This window comes from Stenotrophomonas sepilia, assembly GCF_003244875.1.
Taxonomy (GTDB): domain Bacteria; phylum Pseudomonadota; class Gammaproteobacteria; order Xanthomonadales; family Xanthomonadaceae; genus Stenotrophomonas; species Stenotrophomonas sepilia.
Genome location: NZ_LXXZ01000058.1, coordinates 99,580 through 118,493 on the forward strand (window position 1 = coordinate 99,580; position 18,914 = coordinate 118,493).

Annotated in this window: 17 protein-coding genes; 16 read left to right on the plus strand and 1 reads right to left on the minus strand. The window is 67.8% G+C overall.

Features of this window, described 5'->3' with window-relative positions; all coding sequences use genetic code 11:
* The first annotated feature begins 8 nt into the window (after positions 1 to 8).
* From hisG to cueR, 16 genes are all read left to right on the plus strand, one after another.
* Complete coding sequence (gene hisG, locus A7X97_RS11845) at positions 9 to 920, plus strand: ATP phosphoribosyltransferase (protein WP_111007972.1); 912 nt, start codon at positions 9 to 11, stop codon at positions 918 to 920.
* Complete coding sequence (gene hisD, locus A7X97_RS11850) at positions 917 to 2,212, plus strand: histidinol dehydrogenase (RefSeq protein ID WP_088497316.1); 1,296 nt, start codon at positions 917 to 919, stop codon at positions 2,210 to 2,212. The genes hisG and hisD overlap by 4 nt, the downstream gene beginning before the upstream one ends.
* A complete protein-coding gene (gene hisC / locus A7X97_RS11855) occupies positions 2,209 to 3,303 on the plus strand; it encodes a histidinol-phosphate transaminase (protein WP_088497317.1) in 1,095 nt (364 codons plus the stop codon). Before hisD ends, hisC begins: the two co-directional genes overlap by 4 nt.
* Positions 3,300 to 4,373 carry a bifunctional histidinol-phosphatase/imidazoleglycerol-phosphate dehydratase HisB gene (gene hisB / locus A7X97_RS11860; RefSeq protein ID WP_088497318.1) on the plus strand — a complete coding sequence of 358 codons (1,074 nt, stop codon included), beginning with the start codon at positions 3,300 to 3,302 and terminating at the stop codon, positions 4,371 to 4,373. The genes hisC and hisB overlap by 4 nt, the downstream gene beginning before the upstream one ends.
* Positions 4,370 to 4,972, plus strand: a complete 603-nt coding sequence (gene hisH, locus A7X97_RS11865; protein ID WP_072169069.1) for an imidazole glycerol phosphate synthase subunit HisH — start codon at positions 4,370 to 4,372, stop codon at positions 4,970 to 4,972. Before hisB ends, hisH begins: the two co-directional genes overlap by 4 nt.
* The gene (hisA, locus tag A7X97_RS11870) at positions 4,969 to 5,703 is read left to right on the plus strand and encodes a 1-(5-phosphoribosyl)-5-[(5-phosphoribosylamino)methylideneamino]imidazole-4-carboxamide isomerase (RefSeq protein ID WP_072169070.1); all 735 of its coding nucleotides are present in this window, start codon (positions 4,969 to 4,971) and stop codon (positions 5,701 to 5,703) included. The genes hisH and hisA overlap by 4 nt, the downstream gene beginning before the upstream one ends.
* The gene (gene hisF, locus A7X97_RS11875) at positions 5,697 to 6,473 is read left to right on the plus strand and encodes an imidazole glycerol phosphate synthase subunit HisF (RefSeq protein ID WP_046985961.1); all 777 of its coding nucleotides are present in this window, start codon (positions 5,697 to 5,699) and stop codon (positions 6,471 to 6,473) included. The genes hisA and hisF overlap by 7 nt, the downstream gene beginning before the upstream one ends.
* On the plus strand, positions 6,463 to 7,083 hold the full coding sequence (gene hisIE, locus A7X97_RS11880; RefSeq protein ID WP_111007965.1) for a bifunctional phosphoribosyl-AMP cyclohydrolase/phosphoribosyl-ATP diphosphatase HisIE: 621 nt from the start codon (positions 6,463 to 6,465) through the stop codon (positions 7,081 to 7,083). Before hisF ends, hisIE begins: the two co-directional genes overlap by 11 nt.
* Positions 7,084 to 7,231: 148 nt before the next feature.
* Positions 7,232 to 8,821, plus strand: a complete 1,590-nt coding sequence (locus A7X97_RS11885; RefSeq protein WP_088497320.1) for a calcineurin-like phosphoesterase C-terminal domain-containing protein — start codon at positions 7,232 to 7,234, stop codon at positions 8,819 to 8,821.
* Between the two features lie 35 nt (positions 8,822 to 8,856).
* Positions 8,857 to 9,141: a hypothetical protein gene (locus A7X97_RS11890; protein WP_005409434.1), complete on the plus strand. Its 285-nt coding sequence runs from the start codon at positions 8,857 to 8,859 to the stop codon at positions 9,139 to 9,141.
* A gap of 84 nt (positions 9,142 to 9,225) precedes the next feature.
* A complete protein-coding gene (locus A7X97_RS11895; RefSeq protein WP_088497321.1) occupies positions 9,226 to 10,248 on the plus strand; it encodes a glucokinase in 1,023 nt (340 codons plus the stop codon).
* A gap of 51 nt (positions 10,249 to 10,299) precedes the next feature.
* Entirely contained in the window at positions 10,300 to 11,298 is a 999-nt protein-coding gene (locus tag A7X97_RS11900; RefSeq protein ID WP_072169076.1) for a glycosylasparaginase, read from the plus strand.
* The gene (locus A7X97_RS11905) at positions 11,295 to 12,032 is read left to right on the plus strand and encodes a copper homeostasis protein CutC (RefSeq protein WP_088497322.1); all 738 of its coding nucleotides are present in this window, start codon (positions 11,295 to 11,297) and stop codon (positions 12,030 to 12,032) included. The genes A7X97_RS11900 and A7X97_RS11905 overlap by 4 nt, the downstream gene beginning before the upstream one ends.
* 392 nt (positions 12,033 to 12,424) lie before the next feature.
* On the plus strand, positions 12,425 to 15,382 hold the full coding sequence (locus A7X97_RS11910) for a TonB-dependent receptor plug domain-containing protein (protein WP_088497323.1): 2,958 nt from the start codon (positions 12,425 to 12,427) through the stop codon (positions 15,380 to 15,382).
* A 161-nt stretch (positions 15,383 to 15,543) separates the two neighbouring features.
* Entirely contained in the window at positions 15,544 to 18,045 is a 2,502-nt protein-coding gene (locus A7X97_RS11915; RefSeq protein ID WP_088497324.1) for a heavy metal translocating P-type ATPase, read from the plus strand.
* Between the two features lie 11 nt (positions 18,046 to 18,056).
* Positions 18,057 to 18,512 carry a Cu(I)-responsive transcriptional regulator gene (cueR, locus tag A7X97_RS11920; protein WP_088497331.1) on the plus strand — a complete coding sequence of 152 codons (456 nt, stop codon included), beginning with the start codon at positions 18,057 to 18,059 and terminating at the stop codon, positions 18,510 to 18,512.
* 77 nt (positions 18,513 to 18,589) lie between these two features.
* On the opposite strand, the gene A7X97_RS11925 is transcribed toward cueR, so the two are convergent.
* Positions 18,590 to 18,784 carry a heavy-metal-associated domain-containing protein gene (locus A7X97_RS11925; protein ID WP_049438338.1) on the minus strand — a complete coding sequence of 65 codons (195 nt, stop codon included), beginning with the start codon at positions 18,782 to 18,784 and terminating at the stop codon, positions 18,590 to 18,592.
* Positions 18,785 to 18,914 lie beyond the last annotated feature (130 nt).

Genomic DNA, 18,914 nt, shown 5'->3' on the forward strand with positions numbered 1-18,914 from the left:
CCTCCCCCATGAGTGCAACCCAGGCAGCGCCGGCACGAGACCGGCTGCGTATCGCCATCCAGAAGAGTGGCCGGCTGGCCGAGCCCGCCCGCAACCTGCTCAGCGCCTGTGGCCTGAGCTGGCGCGAAAGCCGTGACAAGTTGTTCTGCTACGGTGAATCGCTGCCGGTAGACCTCCTGCTGGTGCGCGACGACGACATCCCCGGCCTGATCGCTGACGGCGTCTGCGACCTCGGCATCGTCGGCCGCAATGAACTGGACGAGCAGGCCGCGGCACGCCGCCAGATCGGCCTGCCTGACGCCTATCAGGCGCTGCGCGGGCTGGGCTTCGGCCAGTGCCGGCTGATGCTGGCGGTGCCGGAGGAATGGCAGTGGCAGGGTCCGGCGCAGCTGGCCGGTACCCGCATCGCCACCAGCTACCCGGCCATCCTCACGCAGTGGCTGGCGGAGCAGGGCGTGGACGCGCAGGTGGTCGAATTGTCCGGTTCGGTGGAAATCGCCCCGCGCCTGGGCACTGCCGACCTGATCTGTGATCTGGTCTCGAGCGGTGCCACGCTGCGCGCCAACCACTTGACCCCGGTACACAACCTGCTCGACAGCGAGGCGGTGCTGGCCGGTGCAGTACGAGTGCCGGATGATGCACGCGCTTCGCTGCGCGCGATGCTGCTGCGCCGACTCGATGGCGTGGTGCAGCGCCAGGACCGCAAGCTGCTGATGTTCCGCGCCAGCGAGGACCGCGTCGACGCGCTCGCGCAGTTGCTGGCCGATGCCGAGCCGCTGGTGCGGTTGCCGGCCGATGGCGGTGCGCTGCGCCTGCAGACCATGTGCCCTGGCCCGCTGAGCTGGCAGCGCATGGAGGAACTCGAGCGCGCGGGTGCGCAGGGCCTGATGGTACTGAGCGTGGAGCGGTCGCTGGCATGAACCGTCTGATCTGGTCCCGACTTGATGAGGCCGCGCGCAGCGCGGCATTGACCCGCCCGGTGCAGACCGTGGCGCAGCAGACCCGCGACGCGGTGGCGACGCTGATTGCACAGGTGCGCGCGCAGGGCGACGACGCGCTGCGTGCGATCACCGCACGCTTCGATGGTGTCGAACTGTCGTCCTTTGAAGTGAGCGAAGCCGAGTTCGCGGCGGCCGAAGCCGCTGTCCCCGCCGAACTGCGCCAGGCCATGGTGGACGCCGCCGAGCGCATCGCCCGCTTCCACGCCGCCGGCATGGGCAAGGGATACGCAGTTGAAACCGCGCCAGGCGTGGTCTGCGAACGCATGCTGCGCCCGATCGGGCGGGTGGGCCTGTACGTGCCGGCCGGCAGCGCGCCGCTGCCGTCTACCGCGCTGATGCTGGGCGTTCCGGCACAGCTGGCCGGCTGCCCGCAGGTGGTGCTGTGCACGCCGCCGCGAGCCGATGGCAGCGCAGACCCGGCCGTACTGGTGGCGGCGCGGCTGACCGGCGTGCAGCGCGTGTTCAAGCTGGGCGGCGCGCAGGCGATCGCTGCCATGGCCTATGGCACCGCAAGCATTCCCGCCTGCGACAAGCTGTTCGGGCCGGGCAACAGCTTCGTGACCGAAGCGAAGCAGCAGGTCGCACAGGAGGGCGCCGCCGCCATCGACATGCCGGCCGGTCCTTCGGAGGTGCTGGTGATTGCCGATGCCGGTGCCAATCCGGCGTTCGTGGCCGCCGACCTGCTGTCGCAGGCCGAACACGGCCCGGATTCGCAGGTGCTGCTGCTGACCGACGATGCCGGGATGCTGGCGGCGGTCGAGGCTGAGGTCGAGCGCCAGGTGGCCCTGCTGCCGCGCGAGCAGATTGCGCGCCAGGCGCTGTCAGCGTCGCGCCTGATCCAGGTCGATTCGCTGGAGGAAGCCTTCGCGATCAGCAACCGCTATGCGCCGGAGCACCTGATCCTGGCACTGCGTGATCCGCGCGCGTGGCTGGACAAGGTGCAGGCGGCCGGCTCGGTGTTCCTGGGGGATTACACGCCCGAAGCACTGGGTGACTACTGCAGCGGCACCAACCACGTGCTGCCCACCGCCGGTGCCGCACGTGCCTACAGCGGCGTCAGCGTTGCCAGCTTCCAGAACCTGATCAGCGTGCAGAGCGCCAGTGCCGCCGGCCTGGCCGCGATCGGCGGCTGCGCGCGCATCATCGCCAGCGCCGAAGGCCTGGATGCCCACGAGCGTGCGGTGGCATTGCGCATGGAGGTGGCGGCATGAGCGCGGCTATCGAGGATGTGCTGGCGCTGGTACGCCCGGATCTGCAGGCGTTCGCCGGCTACAGCTCGGCACGCAGTGCGGCGGTGCAGGGCGAGGTCTGGTTGAACGCCAACGAGTCGGCCTGGGCCAATCCGGCCGATGCGGCTGGCAGCAGCCGGCGCTATCCGGAGCCGCAACCGTTGGCGTTGCGCGAAGGCTTGGCGGCGCTGTACGGCGTGACGCCGCAGCAGCTGCTGGTCGGCCGCGGCAGCGACGAGGCCATTGATCTGCTGGTACGCGCGCTGTGCGTGCCGGGTCGCGATGGCGTGCTGGTCACGCCGCCGGTGTTCGGCATGTACGCCGTCTGCGCGCGCCTGCAGGGTGCCGCATTGATTGAAGTGCCGCTGGTGGACAGCGAGGATGGCCTGCGCGCCGATCTGGATGCGGTGATCGATGCGGCCAAGGCGCAGGGTGCCAAGCTGGTGTTCCTGTGCGCACCGTCGAACCCGGCCGGCAGTGACATCGCCTTGGAGGAGGTCGAGCGTGTGGCGGTTGCGCTGCGCGGGCAGGCGCTGGTGGTGGTGGACGAGGCCTATGTGGAGTACGCAGGGCGCGCATCGGCCACCACGCTTCTGGCCGCACACGCCAACCTGGCGGTACTGCGCACCTTGTCCAAGGCGCACGCGCTGGCTGCTGCCCGTATCGGCACCCTGATGGCCGCCCCGGAGCTGATTGCTGTGCTGCGCCGCTGCCAGGCGCCGTACCCGGTGCCGACGCCGTGCGCGGAACTGGCGGTACAGGCGCTGCAACCCGCCACGCTGGCCAGGACCGCCGAACGCGTAGCCACGGTGATTGCCGAGCGCGAACGCCTGCGCGTGGCGCTGCTGGGCCTGCCCGGCGTGCGTCGCGTCTACCGCTCATCCGGCAACTACCTGCTGGTCCGCTTCGCCGATGCCCAGGCCGCGTTCGATACGCTGCTGGCTGCGGGCGTGGTGGTGCGTGACCAGCGCGCCGCGCCGCAGCTGGGCGATGCCCTGCGCATCAGCATCGGCAGCCCCGAAGAAAACGACCGCGTGCTTGCGGCCCTGTCGGCGCGGAGGGCCGCAGCATGACCCCGATCCTGTTCATCGATCGCGACGGCACCCTCATCGAGGAGCCGGCCGATTTCCAGATCGACGCCTACGAAAAGCTGCGCTTCGTGCCGCAGGTGATCCCGGCCCTGCTAAAGCTGCGTGATGCCGGCTACCAGTTCGTGATCGTCACCAACCAGGACGGCCTGGGCAGCGACAGCTACCCACGCGCCAGCTTCGATGGCCCCAACGACCTGATGCTGCAGATCTTCGAGAGCCAGGGCATCACCTTCCGTGACGTGCTGATCGACTGCAGCTGGCCGCAGGACAATGCGCCGACCCGCAAGCCGGGCATCGGCCTGATGACTGGCTACCTGCAGGACCGCAGCATCGACTGGGCACGCTCGGCCATGGTTGGCGACCGCATCACCGACCTGCAGTTCGCCGACAACCTCAACATCCGGGGCTTCCAGTTGCGTACCGAACAGTTCGGTGGCGAATGGGACTGGCCGGGCATCGCGCACGCGCTGGCCGACGCGCCGCGCACCGCCGTGGTCCAGCGCAACACCAAAGAAACGAAGATCCGCGTTGAGCTGGACCTGGATCGCGCCGGTGATGCGCGCATCGCCACCGGCCTGCCGTTCTTCGACCACATGCTCGAACAGATCGGCAAGCACGGCGGCTTCGCCCTCGATATCCAGGCCGAGGGTGACCTGCACATCGATGAGCACCACACCATCGAGGACACCGGGCTGGCCCTGGGCCAGGCCCTGCGCGAGGCGCTGGGCGACAAGCGCGGCATCGGCCGCTACGGCTTCACCCTGCCGATGGACGAGACCCTGGCCAGCGCCGCGCTGGACTTCAGCGGCCGCCCGTACTTCGTGTTCGAGGGCGAGTTCAAGCGCGAGCGGGTGGGCGACATGCCGACCGAGCTGGTGCCGCACTTCTTCCGTTCGCTGTGCGATGCCAGTGGCCTGAACCTCAACCTGCAGGTACGCGGCGACAACGATCACCACAAGGTGGAGGCCTGCTTCAAGGCGCTGGCGCGCGCACTGCGCCCGGCGCTGGCCCGGCAGGGCACGGCACTGCCGAGCACCAAGGGGGCATTGTGAGCGACGTCGCGCTGATCGATGCCGGAGGTGCCAACCTGGGCTCGGTGCGCTACGCACTGGAGCGCCTGGGCGCGACGGTGCGGCTGGTGCGCGACGCGGACGGCCTGGTGGGGGCGCGGCGGGTGATCCTGCCCGGCGTCGGCGCCGCCAGTCCCGGCATGCAGCGATTGCACGCGCAGGGCCTGGTGGAGCCGTTGCAGCGGCTGGAGGTGCCGCTGATGGGCATCTGTCTTGGCATGCAGTTGCTGTTCGAACGCTCCGAGGAAGCGGGCGTAGAGACACTGGGACTGATTCCGGGCGTGGTGCGCAAGCTGGTGCCGGCCTGTGGCATCCGCGTGCCGCACATGGGCTGGAACCGCCTGCTGCCGCTACGTGAGTCGCTGCTGTTGCAGGGTGTGCCGGAACGCGCCAGCGCCTACTTCGTACACAGCTATGCGGCACCCTTGAATACCCACACCGTCGCTGCCTGCGACCACGGCGGGCTGTTCACCGCCGTGGTGGAGCAGGGGCGTTACTACGGCGCGCAGTTCCATCCCGAACGTTCCGGCGAAACCGGCTCGCTGATGCTGCGCAATTTCCTCGAGGGCACTGCTGCATGAGTTTCATCGTCTACCCCGCGCTGGATATCCGCGATGGCCGCGTGGTGCGGCTGCGCCAGGGCGACTACGCGCAGGAAACCTCCTACGGCGACGATCCGCTGCCGCGCGCGCAGGCCTTCGCCGCGCAGGGCGCGCAGTGGATGCATCTGGTCGACCTGGATGCTGCACGCGCTGGTGGCTATACGCTGGCGCCGCTGCTGGCGGCGATCCGCGCGCAGGCGCCGCTGCAGGTGCAGACCGGTGGTGGCGTGCGTGGCCGCGACGATGTGGCGCGCATCCTTGATGCTGGTGCCGGCCGCGTGGTGGTCGGTTCGCTGGCGGTGCGTCGTCCCGATGAAGTGGTCGGCTGGCTGGAGGAATTCGGCGCCGAGCGCATCACGATTGCGCTGGACGCGCGCCAGGACGCACAGGGGCAGTGGCAGCTGCCGGTGCACGGCTGGACCGAGAACGCCGGGGTGACCCTGGATGACCTGGCCCAGCGCTACGCGCGCGCCGGCATGCGCCATCTCTTGTGCACCGACATCGCCCGCGACGGCATGCTGGCCGGGCCCAATATCGGCCTCTACCAGCACCTGTCGGCCTTGCTGCCGGGGGTGGCGGTGCAGGCGTCCGGCGGCATCCGTGACGTGGCCGATGTGGCCGAGGCGCGTGCCGCCGGCTGCGGTGGTGCGATTCTCGGCAAGGCCCTGCTGGAGCAGCGCATGGACCTGGCGGAGGCGCTGGCATGTTGAGCCGCCGCATCATTCCCTGCCTCGACGTGCGCGATGGCCGCGTGGTCAAGGGCGTGCGCTTCCGCGACCACGTCGACATGGGCGACATCGCTGAGTTGGCGCAGCGCTATCGCGACCAAGGGGCGGACGAGCTGGTGTTCTATGACATCGGCGCCAGCCCCGAGGCGCGTTCGGTCGACGTTGCCTGGATCGAGCGCATCGCGCGGCTGATCGACATTCCGTTCTGCGTGGCCGGGGGCATCGACAGCGTGGAAACCGCGCGTCGCGTGTTGTTCGCCGGTGCCGACAAGGTGTCGATCAACTCCCCCGCGCTGGGCCGCCCGGAACTGATCACTGAACTGGCCGACGAGTTCGGCGTGCAATGCGTGGTGGTCGGTGTCGATTCGGTGCGCGAAGCGGATGGCCAATGGCGGGTGCGCCGCTTCAGCGGAGACCCGGACAAGACCCAGGCGGTGCCACTGCGCACCCTTGACTGGATTGTCGAGGCGCAACGTCGGGGCGCCGGTGAGATCGTGCTGAACTGCATGGACAGCGATGGCGTGCGCCGCGGCTACGATGTCGCACAGTTGCAGCAGGCGCGGGCACTGTGCCAGGTGCCACTGATCGCCTCCGGTGGCGCCGGTGCGATGGAGCACTTCGCCGAAGCCTTTGACCAGGCCGACGTCGATGGTGCGCTGGCGGCGAGCGTGTTCCACAGCGGCGCCATCGCCATTCCGGAATTGAAGCGCTACCTGCGCGGACAGCAGATCGAGGTGCGGGATGTCTATTGAAGTCAGGCCTTCGTTGGACGCATTGCAGGCACTGGACTGGGGCAAGGGTGACGGCCTGCTGCCGGCCGTGGTGCAGGATGCCGATACGCTGCAGGTGCTGATGCTGGGCTATGTCAGCGCAGGATCGCTGGCGGCCACGCTGGCCGTCGGCCACATGACGTTCTTCAGCCGCAGCAAGCAGCGGTTGTGGACCAAGGGCGAGCAGTCCGGCAACGTGCTGGTGGTGCAATCGATCAGCGTCGACTGTGACGCCGACACGCTGCTGGTGATGGCACGGCCGGCCGGGCCGACCTGCCACACGGGTGCGGAGAGCTGTTTCGACCAGGCGCCGAAGGACTTCCTGGGCGGGCTGGGCCAGTTGGTCGCGATGCGTGAGGCGCAGCGCCCACCGGGCAGCTATACGACCCGCCTGTTCGAGGGCGGCATCCGCCGCATCGCACAGAAGGTGGGTGAGGAGGGGGTGGAGACCGCGCTGGCGGCGGTTGCGCAGGATGACGAGGCGCTGCTCGGTGAGGCTTCGGACCTGCTGTACCACCTGCTGGTACTGCTGCGCGCGCGCGGTCTGTCGCTGGACGATGCGCGGGCGGTGCTGGAAAAACGCCATCGTTGAAGCGTGGTAGTGCCGGCCGCTGGCCGGCAACCTCATCATCTTCGGGCATCGAGGGGCTGCCGGCCAGCGGCCGGCACTACCCGCTGGAAATGCAGGCGGGCATCGCTCGGCTCTACAATACCGCGTCTCTTTCTGCTGGATCTCTCCCATGAAACTGCCTGCCGCCTGGCTGTGCTGCCTGTTGCTGACCTCGCCGGCCTGGGCTGCGGACACCGTGGTCACCGGCAAGGTCTATCTGGAGCGTGACGGCAAGCCGGGCCGCGGTGCGACCGATCCGGGCCTGGCCGGGGTGCAGGTCTCCAACGGCGAGGCCATCGTCAAGACCGCCGCCGACGGCAGCTACAGCCTGCCGGTGCGCGACGGCCAGACCGTGTTCGTGATCAAGCCCGATGCGTATTCGTTCCCGAAGGCGGCAGACGGCCTGCCTTCGTTCTGGCGCCACTTCCGCCCGAACGGCTCGCCGGCGCTGAAGTACGGCGGCATCGCCGCCACCAGCGATGTCACCCGCAACTGGGATTTCGCGCTGCAGCCGGATCGCCATGACAGCCGTCGCGGCTTCCAGATGCTGGTCTTCACCGACTCCCAGACCGCCAGCCTGAAGGACATCGGCTACTACCAGCAGTCGATCGTGTCGCCGCTGGTCGGCCAGACCAAGGCGCGCATGGGCACCACCTTGGGTGACATCGTCAACGATGACCTGACCCTGTATCCGGCAATCAACAAGGTCACTACGTCGCTGGGCGTGCCGTGGTTCCATGTGCCGGGCAATCACGATCTCGATTTCGATGCCGCCAGCGATGAGCATTCGCTGGACAGCTGGCGCAATATCTACGGCCCGGATACCTACGCGGTGGAAGAGGGCGGTGCCAGTTTCGTGTTCCTCGATGACGTGGTGTATGACCCCAACGCAAGGCCGAAGTATGTCGGTGGCCTGCGCGAAGACCAGTTCGCTTTCCTTGCCAGCTACCTGAAGGGCCTGCACAAGGACCGCCTGCTGGTGCTGGGCATGCACATCCCGCTGTTCGACGCCGCGCCGGGGCGCGAGACCTTCCGTCATGCTGACCGCCAGCGCCTGTTCGACCTGCTGAAGGACTTCCGCAACGTGCTGGTGCTCAGTGGCCACAGCCACACCCAGCAGCACGTCTACCACGGCAAGGCCGACGGCTGGAACGGTGACAAGCCGCTGCACGAATACAACGTCGGTGCCAACTGCGGTGCGTTCTGGTCGGGGGTGAAGGATGCCGCCGGCGTGCCGGACAGCACCATGAGTGATGGCACGCCAAAGGGCTACGCGTTGCTGGACGTCGCCGCCAATGGCAGCTACAGACTGCAGTACCGCGTGGCCGGCAAGCCGGCCAGCGAGCAGATCGGCCTGCATGCACCAAAGGTGCTGCGCCAGGGGGCCTATCCGGCGTGGGGTGTGTACGCCAACGTCTACATGGGCGAGGACGCCAGCGTGGTCGAGTACCGCGTTGATGGCGGCGCATGGCAGCCGATGAAGCAGGTCAGCCAGCCCGACCCGCGCCTGATGGTAGAGAACGTGGCCGACGATCTGGCTGACAGCCTGCGTGGCTACGACCGCTCGCCGGAGGCCACCGCTTCGCCGCACCTGTGGCGTGGGGCGTTGCCGACCGACCTGGCCGTGGGCAGCCACAAGGTAGAGGTACGCTCCACCCAGCCCGATGGCGTGGTGTTCACCGCCACCACCCGCTACAGCCTGCAGACTGCCCAGCCCTGACACGCCGCAAGGCCTCTCCAGCGAAAGGACCCCGCATGGATATCCGCTTCATGGCCGGCACCACGCCGGTGACCCTCAGCCGCCACTGGTTCACCGGCGCGATGCTGCTGCAGAGCGCCACCGAGAAGGTCTGGGTGCAGCATCCGCTGCATCCGGGCACCCACTTCTCGTTCTCACTGGTACAGTCGTGGCTGCGCCACATCGCCGGCCATGAGGTGCTGGTCGAGCGCACCCGGCCGCTGTTGTTCGCCGGCTTCCGCCCGCAGCGCCTGCGCGTGCTGGTGGATGGCGTGCAGGTGGCCGAACAGGAAGGCATGTAGGCCAACCTGAACCGCCGGCGCGCTAGGCAAAGCCGCTCCGATGCCTGAGAATCGGGGCGATTCAATCGATCCAAGCAGGCCAGCGTGACCATCGCAGCAGCGTCCCCGGTTTCCACCGACTCCGCCCGCGGCGGTCTTCCGCGCAGTCTCGTTGTCGCCGATGTCGGCGGCACTTTCGCCCGTTTGGCGCTGGCTGAAACGCAACCCGGCCAGGCACCACTGCTGGGCAGCCATCGCACCTACGCCTGCGCCGAGCATCCCAGCCTGGCCGCGATCCTTGCTGATTTCACCGCAGGCCTCGGCCAGCCGGTACAGGCCGCCGTGGTCGCCATCGCCGGCCTGCTCGATGGCGATGTGCTGATCAATTCCAACCTGCCGTGGACGGTCTCGCTGTCGGCCACGCGGGTGCAGTCCGGGCTGCATGAGCTGCAGCTGATCAATGATTTTGAAGCGGTGGCGTTGGCCATTCCCTACCTGCAGCCTGACACCCTGGTGCCGCTCAATGGCGATGCTGACCCGGCGCAGGCGTTCCCGGCGCTGGTGCTGGGCGCCGGTACCGGTCTGGGTGCAGCATTGCGCTTTGCCGACGGCGAGCGTCCGGTGCTGGCCAGCGAGATCGGCCATGCCGCGCTCGGCGCCGGCAACGCGCTGGAACTGCAGGTGCTGGACAAGCTGCTGCAGCGCTGGCCGCACGTGGACAACGAGCGCGTGCTGTCCGGCAGTGGCCTGATGAACCTGTATCCGTGCCTGTGCGAATTGCGCGGCGTCACTCCGGTGTGGAGCAGTACCGAGGCACTGATCGGTGCCGCGCGCAGCGGTGAGGATGCGCTGGCCGTGGAAACGCTGCAGGTGTTCTGTGCCTGGCTGGGCAGCCTGGTAGGCGACGCAGCGATCGCGGTGGGTGCGCGTTCGGTGTACCTGGCCGGGGGCATTTCCGCGCATGTGCAGGATTTCCTGGCCGATGGTCGCTTCCGTGAGCGCTTCCTCAACAAGGGCGTGCTGACCGAGGTGCTGCGCCAGGTGCCGGTATGGCGCGTGGAGCATGGCCAGCTGGGCGTTCTCGGCGCAGCGGTCTGGTACGCCGCACGGCAGCCCACGCACGACTGATCGGCGTGGCCGGCATCGGGCCGGCCGTGTATTGCAGACTGGGAGGGGAAGATGGTGGATCGCAGGCAGTTCCTGCAGGCCGGCGCACTGGCCGCAGGCATGGTGGCCTTGCCGGGCGTGCAGGCGCGCACGCAGGGTGGGGCCAGGGTGGTTTCGACCTGGGACTTCGGCGTGCCGGCCAACCAGGCCGCGTGGAAGGTGCTGGCGCAGGGTGGCAGCGCACTGGATGCAGTTGAAGCCGGTGCACGCTGGGCCGAGAGCGAGTTGTGCAACCCCACCGTCGGCCATTGCGGCAACCCGGATCGCGACGGCGTGCTGAGCCTGGACGCCAGCATCATGGATGGCGATGGCCGTTGTGGTGCGGTGGCCGCGCTGGTCGACATCCTGCATCCGGTGTCGGTGGCCCGCAAAGTGATGGAAAACAGCCCGCACGTGCTGCTGGTGGGCGAGGGCGCGCAGCAGTTCGCGGTGCAGCAGGGCTTTGAACGCAGGCACCTGCTGACGCCGCAGGCCGAAGCGGCCTGGCGCGAGTGGCTGAAGACCGAGAAGTACCAGCCGCAGATCAATGCCGAGCGCCGTGGTATTCCCGGCAACAGCGACAACCACGACACCATCGGCATGCTGGCGCTGGATGCCAAGGGCCATCTTGCAGGTGCCTGCACCACCAGCGGCATGGCCTGGAAGCTGCACGGCCGGGTCGGCGACAGCCCGATCATCGGCGCCGGCCTGTATGTCGACAACGAAGTGGGCGCGGCCACTGCTTCGGGCGTGGGTGAGGAGATGATCCGCAACGCCGCCTCGTTCCTGGTGGTCGAGCTGATGCGCCAAGGGCGCTCGCCCGCGCAGGCCTGCCGCGAAGCCATCGACCGCGTGGTGCGCAAGCGCCCCGAAGCGAGCAGAACATTGCAGGTGTGCTTCCTGGCTATGAACAAGCAGGGCGAGGTGGGTGCCTACGCGTTGCACCGCGGCTTCGTCTACGCCGTGTGCGATGGACAGCGCCAGGACGACCTGCGCGACTCGCCGTCGATCTACATGAGCACTCAGGCGTGAGCACGCGGCTGACCCTGGAGATCGCCAGCAACTCGCTGGCCTCGGCGCTGGCCGCGCAGGCCGGCGGTGCCGACCGCATCGAACTGTTCGAGAACCTGGCCGAGGGTGGCACCACGCCGTCGTTTGCCACCATCGCGATCGCCCGCGAACGCCTGTCGATTCCGCTGTTCGTGCTGGTGCGCCCGCGCCCGGGTGATTTCCACTACGACGCATTGGAAACCGAACTGATGCTGCGTGACATCGCGCAGTGCCGCGCGCTGGGCTGCGATGGCGTGGTGATCGGTGCGCTGGATGTGCAGGGCGGTATCGACCTGGCGTTGTGCCGTGAACTGGTGCAGGCCGCCGGGCCGCTGCAGGTGACTTTCCATCGTGCCTTCGACGCGGCCCGCGATCTGCCGGCGGCGCTGGAGCAGGTGATCGGACTGGGTTGTCAGCGCGTGCTGACCTCGGGCGGCCAGGTCAGCGCAGAGGCCGGCGCCGATGTGCTGGCGGGTCTGGTCACCCAGGCGGCGGGACGTATCACGGTGATGGCCGGCGCCGGGCTGGGCCCGGCCAACATCGCCGCCGTTGCGCGACGGACCGGCTGCACCGAACTGCACGCCTCGGCCAAGGGCCTGCGCCGCTCGGCGATGCAGTTCCAGAACCCGGCTTTGCGCGGCCTGGACCCGGACTGGAGCCAGACCGCCACCGCGACCGTGGCCGCGCTGCGGCAGGCGCTGGACGGCGCAAGGTAGCCCGCTTCTGCTGTAGAGCCGAGCCAACGCTCGGCTGCGCTTTGCGGCAAACGACATCAGCCGAGCACGGGCTCGGCTCTACAGTCGCACGCGACGACGCGGACAAAACCGTTCCGCGCGCGGTTGTCGCGATCGTGTCATTGACGTGTGCGCTGTTCTCTCAGCGATGTTTCGCAACCCTTTGATTGTTCTTGATACCTGCGGCTGATAGCGGCATTGCCTAGGGTGTTGCTGCATCGCCGCATGCCCGGCGTGGTTCAGCTGTGCTTTAGTTTGGATCGATCCACAGGGGAGGTGCCATATCGGTCGTGAACCGATCCAGGCGCCTGGATCCGTCGTAGTGCCGCGCCACCGTCCGCCCGTGCGTCCACATCTTCGAAGAGCAACCACCCATGGCTCAGATCGTCCACAAGCGTCGTCACCTGCTGTCCCAGGCACTGGTCCTGGCCCTGTTGCCCCTGGCCGCGGGTGCACAGGAAGCGGCCAGTTCGTCCACCAAGGACTTGGATGCGGTCACCGTTACCGGTTCGCGCATCAAGCGCGCCGCGGTCGAAGGCCCGGCCCCGGTCAACGTGATTACCGCGCAGCAGATCCAGAAAGAGGGCTTCGTCAGCGTGTATGACGCGCTGAAGACGCTCACCGAAGCGACCGGCACCGTTGAAGCCGCCTCGCAATGGGGCTCGCACACGCCCAACGCCAGTGGCCTGAACCTGCGCGGCATGGGCCCGAACCGCTCGCTGCTGTTGGTCAACGGCCGTCGCGTGGCCGATTACCCGCTGCCGTATGGCGGTGAAACCAACTTCTCCAACTACGGCAACATTCCCGCTGCCGCGGTCGAGCGCATCGAAGTACTGACCGGCGGCGCCTCGGCGATCTACGGTTCGGATGCGATCGCCGGCGTGGTCAACGTCATCCTCAAGACCAACTACGACGGCGACGAAGTGCGCGTGCGTGGCGGTACCTCCACAGAAGGTGGGCGAGATACCTGGGACCTGTCCTGGGCCGGCGGCAAGACCGGCGACAACTGGAGCGTGACCTACGCGCTGCAGTACACCAAGCGCGATCCGCTGTTCGGACGCGACCGACCGCAGATGGACGACGCCGACGACGCACCGTATCCCTCCTGGAACATGGAGCAGCGCAAGGTCGGCTTCCGCCCCACCTCGGGCCTGGCATTGATCGACCCGACCAACGGCCAGCGCCTGGCACCGCCTGCAGGCACCTGCGAGAAGTTCGACGGCGAGTACTACACTGCCGATCGGCTGGTCTACAACTACGCTACCAACACCATCACCAACACCGGCCGCCTGTGCGGCATGAGCGCCGACTACGCCAACTGGCTGCTGACCGGTGGTGCCGAGAACGTGTCCGGCAACCTGTATGCCACCTTCGATTTCAGCAGCGACCTGCAGGCCTGGACCAACCTGGCGGTGTACCGCTCCGAAGCGATCTGGGGCACCAACCCGCCCAGCGTCTCGCTGATCGACGACGACAACGGCTATTACTGGGATGCCAACCGCAACCGCCCGATCCTGGGCGTGCGCCAGTTCACCCCGAACGAAGTCGGCGGCCTGGACACCCTGCGCAACACCAACCGCGAGCTGTCATGGGACTGGAGCGCGGGCCTGCGTGGCCGCCTTGCCGACCGCTTCGACTGGAGCGCCACGGTGGGGCGTTCCTACTATCGCGTGGAAGAACGGCAGAACGTGGTGGACGAGCAGAAGTCGTACGACTTCTTCCTCGGCCCGCGCCTGGGTACCACCGCCGATGGCGAGGCGATCTACGCGTTGAACGAATCGCGCTGGTGGAATCCGCTCACGCCGGACCAGTACTGGCAGATGGGCACGGTCGCCAGGAACCGCGCGTCATCGTGGGTCAACCAGGCCTCGGCGGACATCACCGGCGAGCTGTTCCAGGGCTGGGCCGGCCCGATCTCGTTCGCCGCCGTGGCCGAAGTCGCGCAGCAGGGCTATCACCTCAGCCCGGACCCGCGCGCCGGCATCGACTTCGATCTGCAGAACGTCGATCGCGGTGGCGGCGAGCGCACCCGTTACTCGGCCGGCGTCGAGTTCAAGATCCCGCTGCTGGAGAGCGTGACGGCCACCGCCGCCGCCCGCTACGACCGCTATGGCAACTACAAGGCCGATGACAGCAGTGAAGCGCTGGATATCGGCAGCCAGAAGGAGACCACCTGGAACGTCGGCCTGGAATGGCGCCCGGTCGAATCGCTGCTGGTGCGTGGCTCGTATGCCACCAGTTTCCACGCGCCGGACATGCACTACCTGCTGGGCCAGCCGAGCAGTTCCGAAGTGCAGACCTATGACCGCCTGCGCTGCATCCAGAGCGGTGCCTACCTGGTCAACAACTGTGGCGTGGGCAACACCGATGTCTGGTACACCTTCGACGTGAACCGGCGTGGCACGCCGCTGCTGCGTTCGGAAACCGGCGATTCGTGGACGGTCGGCTTCGTCTGGGACGTGATGCCGAACCTGTCGTTCAGCGCCGACTACTGGGCGATCAAGCTGGAAGACATGATCGTCGACGTCGGCGCCGACGAGGTGCTGGCCAGCGAGGCCGGCTGCCTGACCGGCAAGAACATCGATGGCACGCCGTGGGCCAATCCGGCCGGTGGCGACTATTGCGCCGGCATCCTGGCCCGCGTGAACCGTGACAGCAGCGGCCGCCTGGTATCGATCGAGCGCGGCCCGTTCAACCTGGCCAGCCGGGAAGTGCGCGGCATCGACCTGACTGCACGCTATCGCCTGGAAACCGCGCAGTGGGGCAGCTTCCAGCTGGGCCTGAACTACACCAACCAGATCTCGACCAAGGAACAGCGCTACGCCAACGACCCGAACCCGGAACGGCGCGACCGGGACCTGCGCAGCAAGCTGCGCGCGAGCCTGGCCTGGCAGCGCGGCAACTGGAACGCCAACGTCTATGCCGACCGCGTGGGCTCGGTGCCGGGCGTGCGCTATCACTGGGGCACCGACCGCCTGGACAATCCCGGCGGCTGCCTGCCGTTCGCCGACGGCTACGTGCCCAGTGACAGCCCGTCGCTGAACTGCCTGGAACCGGCACAGCTGCCGGATGGCTCGGTGAACCCGAACCCCAACGCGGGCCAGCAGACCTCGCGCTACTTCGGCCGGGTCGGCCCGTTCATCACCTGGAACGTCAACGTGGGTTACCAGGTGACCGAGCACGCCAAGGTCAATGTCTACGTCAACAACGTGTTCAATTCGGCCAGCTGGAACCACAAGGACCCGTACAAGCTGGACTATGACTTCGCCCCGACCCGGTTGCTGAGCGCGGTCGGCCGCGAGTTCGCATTGGAGTATGTGTTCACCTTCTGAGGAGACCGACCTCCGCCGCTGGATCCACGCCATGCGTGGATGCGGAAACGGGACGCCGGGGGCGGCGCTCCCTTCAGGCATGCGGACAGGCTGGATTTGACCTTCCCACGATGGCAAGGTTTAGCCTGTCCGCATCCAGAAGGAAACCCGGGAATCCGATCATGAGCATGCCGCGCGCCGCTGCCGCCCCCGCCAGCCCCTCCACCATCAGCCTGCCCATCGAGGGCATGACCTGCGCCAGCTGCGTGGGCCGGGTCGAGGCAGCACTGTCCAAGGTCGAGGGCGTGGGCAGTGTCTCGGTGAACCTGGCCACCGAGCGGGCGGACATTCGTCCGTCGGGCCCGGTGGATCGCGCGGCGCTTGTCCAGGCAGTGGAGCGGGTGGGCTATGACGTGCCCGCGGCGACCACCGAGCTGGCGGTCGAAGGCATGACCTGCGCTTCCTGCGTGGGCCGTGTCGAACGCGCGCTGTTGGCCGTGCCCGGCGTCAGCCAGGCCAGCGTCAACCTGGCCACCGAGCGCGCCACGGTGCGTGGCATGGCGGACGTGGCTGCGCTGGTCGCCGCGATCGACAAGGCCGGCTATGACGCACGTGTGATCGAGGCGGGTGTGCAGTCCGATGATCAGGCTGCGGAAAAGAAGGATGCCGAGCGCGCCGGACTGAAGCGCGACCTGATCGTGGCCACCGCGCTGGCACTGCCGGTGTTCGTACTGGAAATGGGCTCGCACCTGATCCCCGGCATGCACGCATGGGTGATGTCCACCCTCGGCATGCAGGCCAGCTGGTACCTGCAGTTCGCACTGACGCTCCTGGTGCTGGCCATCCCCGGGCGCCGCTTCTACCAGAAGGGCTTCCCGGCGCTGCTGCGGTTGGCCCCGGACATGAATTCACTGGTGGCGGTGGGCACCGCCGCGGCGTTCGGCTATTCGGTGGTAGCGACCTTTGCACCGCGGCTGCTGCCGCCGGGCACGGTGAACGTCTACTACGAAGCGGCGGCGGTGATCGTCGCGCTGATCCTGCTCGGCCGCTTCCTCGAGGCCCGGGCCAAGGGCCGCACCTCCGAAGCGATCAAGCGCCTGGTCAACCTGCAGGCCAAGGTGGCCCATGTGGTCCGTGACGGCCGCGCGGTCGACATCCCGGTCAATGAAGTGCAGAGCGGCGACCTGGTGGAAGTGCGCCCGGGCGAGCGCGTGCCGGTCGACGGCGAGGTGGTTGAAGGCCGCAGCTACATCGATGAATCGATGATCAGCGGCGAGCCGATTCCGGTCGAGAAGCTGCCGGGCAGCAGCGTGGTGGGTGGCACGGTCAACCAGAAGGGCGCACTGACGGTGCGGGCCACGGCCGTGGGCGCGCAGACCCTGCTGGCGCAGATCATCCGCATGGTCGAACAGGCGCAGGGCTCGAAGCTGCCGATCCAGGCGGTGGTCGACAAGGTCACGTTGTGGTTTGTGCCGGCGGTGATGCTGGCCGCGCTGGCGACCTTCGCGGTCTGGTTGATCTTCGGACCATCGCCGGCACTGAGCTTCGCGCTGGTCAATGCGGTGGCGGTACTGATCATTGCCTGCCCGTGCGCGATGGGCCTGGCCACGCCGACCTCGATCATGGTCGGAACCGGTCGTGGCGCCGAAATGGGCGTGCTGTTCCGCAAGGGCGAGGCCCTGCAGCTGCTGAAGGACGCGCAGGTGGTGGCGGTGGACAAGACCGGCACGCTGACCGAAGGCCGCCCGCGCCTGACCGATCTGGAGATTGCTGCCGGCTTCGATCGCAACAGGGTTCTGGCGGCAGTGGCCGCGGTGGAGTCGCGCTCGGAGCATCCCATCGCCCGCGCGATTGTTGATGCCGCGACCGGGCAGGGCATCGCGTTGCCGGGCATGGTCGACTTCGAATCGGTCACCGGCATGGGTGTGCGGGCCAGTGTCGAGGGTGCACGCGTGGAGGTCGGTGCCGATCGCTTCATGCGCGACCTGGGCGTGGACATCACTGCATTCGCAGCATTGGCGGCGGAACTCGGCACGCAGGGCAAGTCACCGATGTACGTGGCCATCGATGGACGCTTGGCCGCGATCATTGCGGTATCCGATCCGATCAAGCCGAGCACCCCGGCAGCGATCGCGGCGCTGCATCGGTTGGGCCTGAAGGTGGCGATGATCACCGGCGACAACGCCGGGACCGCGCAGGCGATCGCGCGCCAGCTCGGCATCGATGAAGTGGTGGCCGAGGTGCTGCCGGAAGGCAAGGTCGAGGCAGTGCGTCGGCTGAAGGCCACGCATGGGCACGTCGCCTTCGTCGGCGACGGCATCAACGATGCCCCTGCGTTGGCTGAAGCCGATGTCGGCCTGGCCATTGGTACCGGCACCGATATCGCGGTGGAGTCGGCCGACGTGGTGCTGATGTCGGGTAACCTGCAGGGCGTGCCCAATGCCATTGCGCTGTCCAAGGCGACGCTGGGCAACATCCGGCAGAACCTGTTCTGGGCGTTCGCCTACAACACCGCATTGATTCCCGTCGCGGCCGGCGTGCTGTACCCGGCCTGGGGCGTGCTGCTGTCGCCGGTGTTCGCGGCCGGTGCGATGGCGCTGTCCAGTGTGTTCGTGCTGGGCAACGCGCTGCGCCTGCGCCGCTTCCAGCCGCCGATGGCGGATGCCCACGCCACGACCCATTGAAGGAGAACCGCATGAACATCGGTGACGCCGCCAAGGCCTCCAGCGTGTCGGCGAAGATGATCCGCTACTACGAACAGATCGGCCTGATCCCCGCGGCCGATCGCACCGAATCGGGCTACCGGGCGTATTCGCGGGCGGACATCCATCGCCTGCGCTTCATCCGCCGCGCGCGCGATCTCGGCTTCCAGGTGGCCGAAATCAGTGACCTGCTGGGCCTGTGGAACGACACCGCGCGGCACAGTGCCGACGTCAAGCACCTGGCCGAGCAGCACATCGCCGACCTGGAACAACGCATCCAGAGCATGCGGCAGATGGCCGACACGCTGAAATCGCTGATCCGTTGCTGTGCAGGCGACGAGCGCCCTGAGTGCCCGATCCTGGAGCGGCTGGGTGAAGACGATGAGGCTCCGCTGTCGGTCGATGCAGCGAAGACCGGCGCGGTGCGGCGGCGCGCGCGCAAGCGCTGAGTTTCCATGTCGCGTACAAAAAAGCCCGCCCGGTGACAGTGCACGGGGCGGGCTTCGCTGTGGCAGAGGCCAGGGGATCAGGCAGTGCGCGGCGGGAAACCCGCATCGTTCAGCGCGGCGAACACCTGCTCCTGTGATGCGGTGGTCTGCACCTTGACCAGGCCGGTCGGCGGATCGGCCACCACACTGGCGTTCGGATCGATCTGCTGGATGGCGCGGGTCACGCTGCGCGCGCAGCCGCCGCAGGTCATGCCGTCAACATGGAATTCCATCTGTAGCTCCTTCGGTGCTCGTGAGATGAAACCAGTGTGCACCTTCCAACGATGGCAGGGTCAAGCAGGTGGCTGAACGGCGGCGCAGGCACCCATGAAAACGGCAGCCGCCTGTACCAGCGCGGCTGCC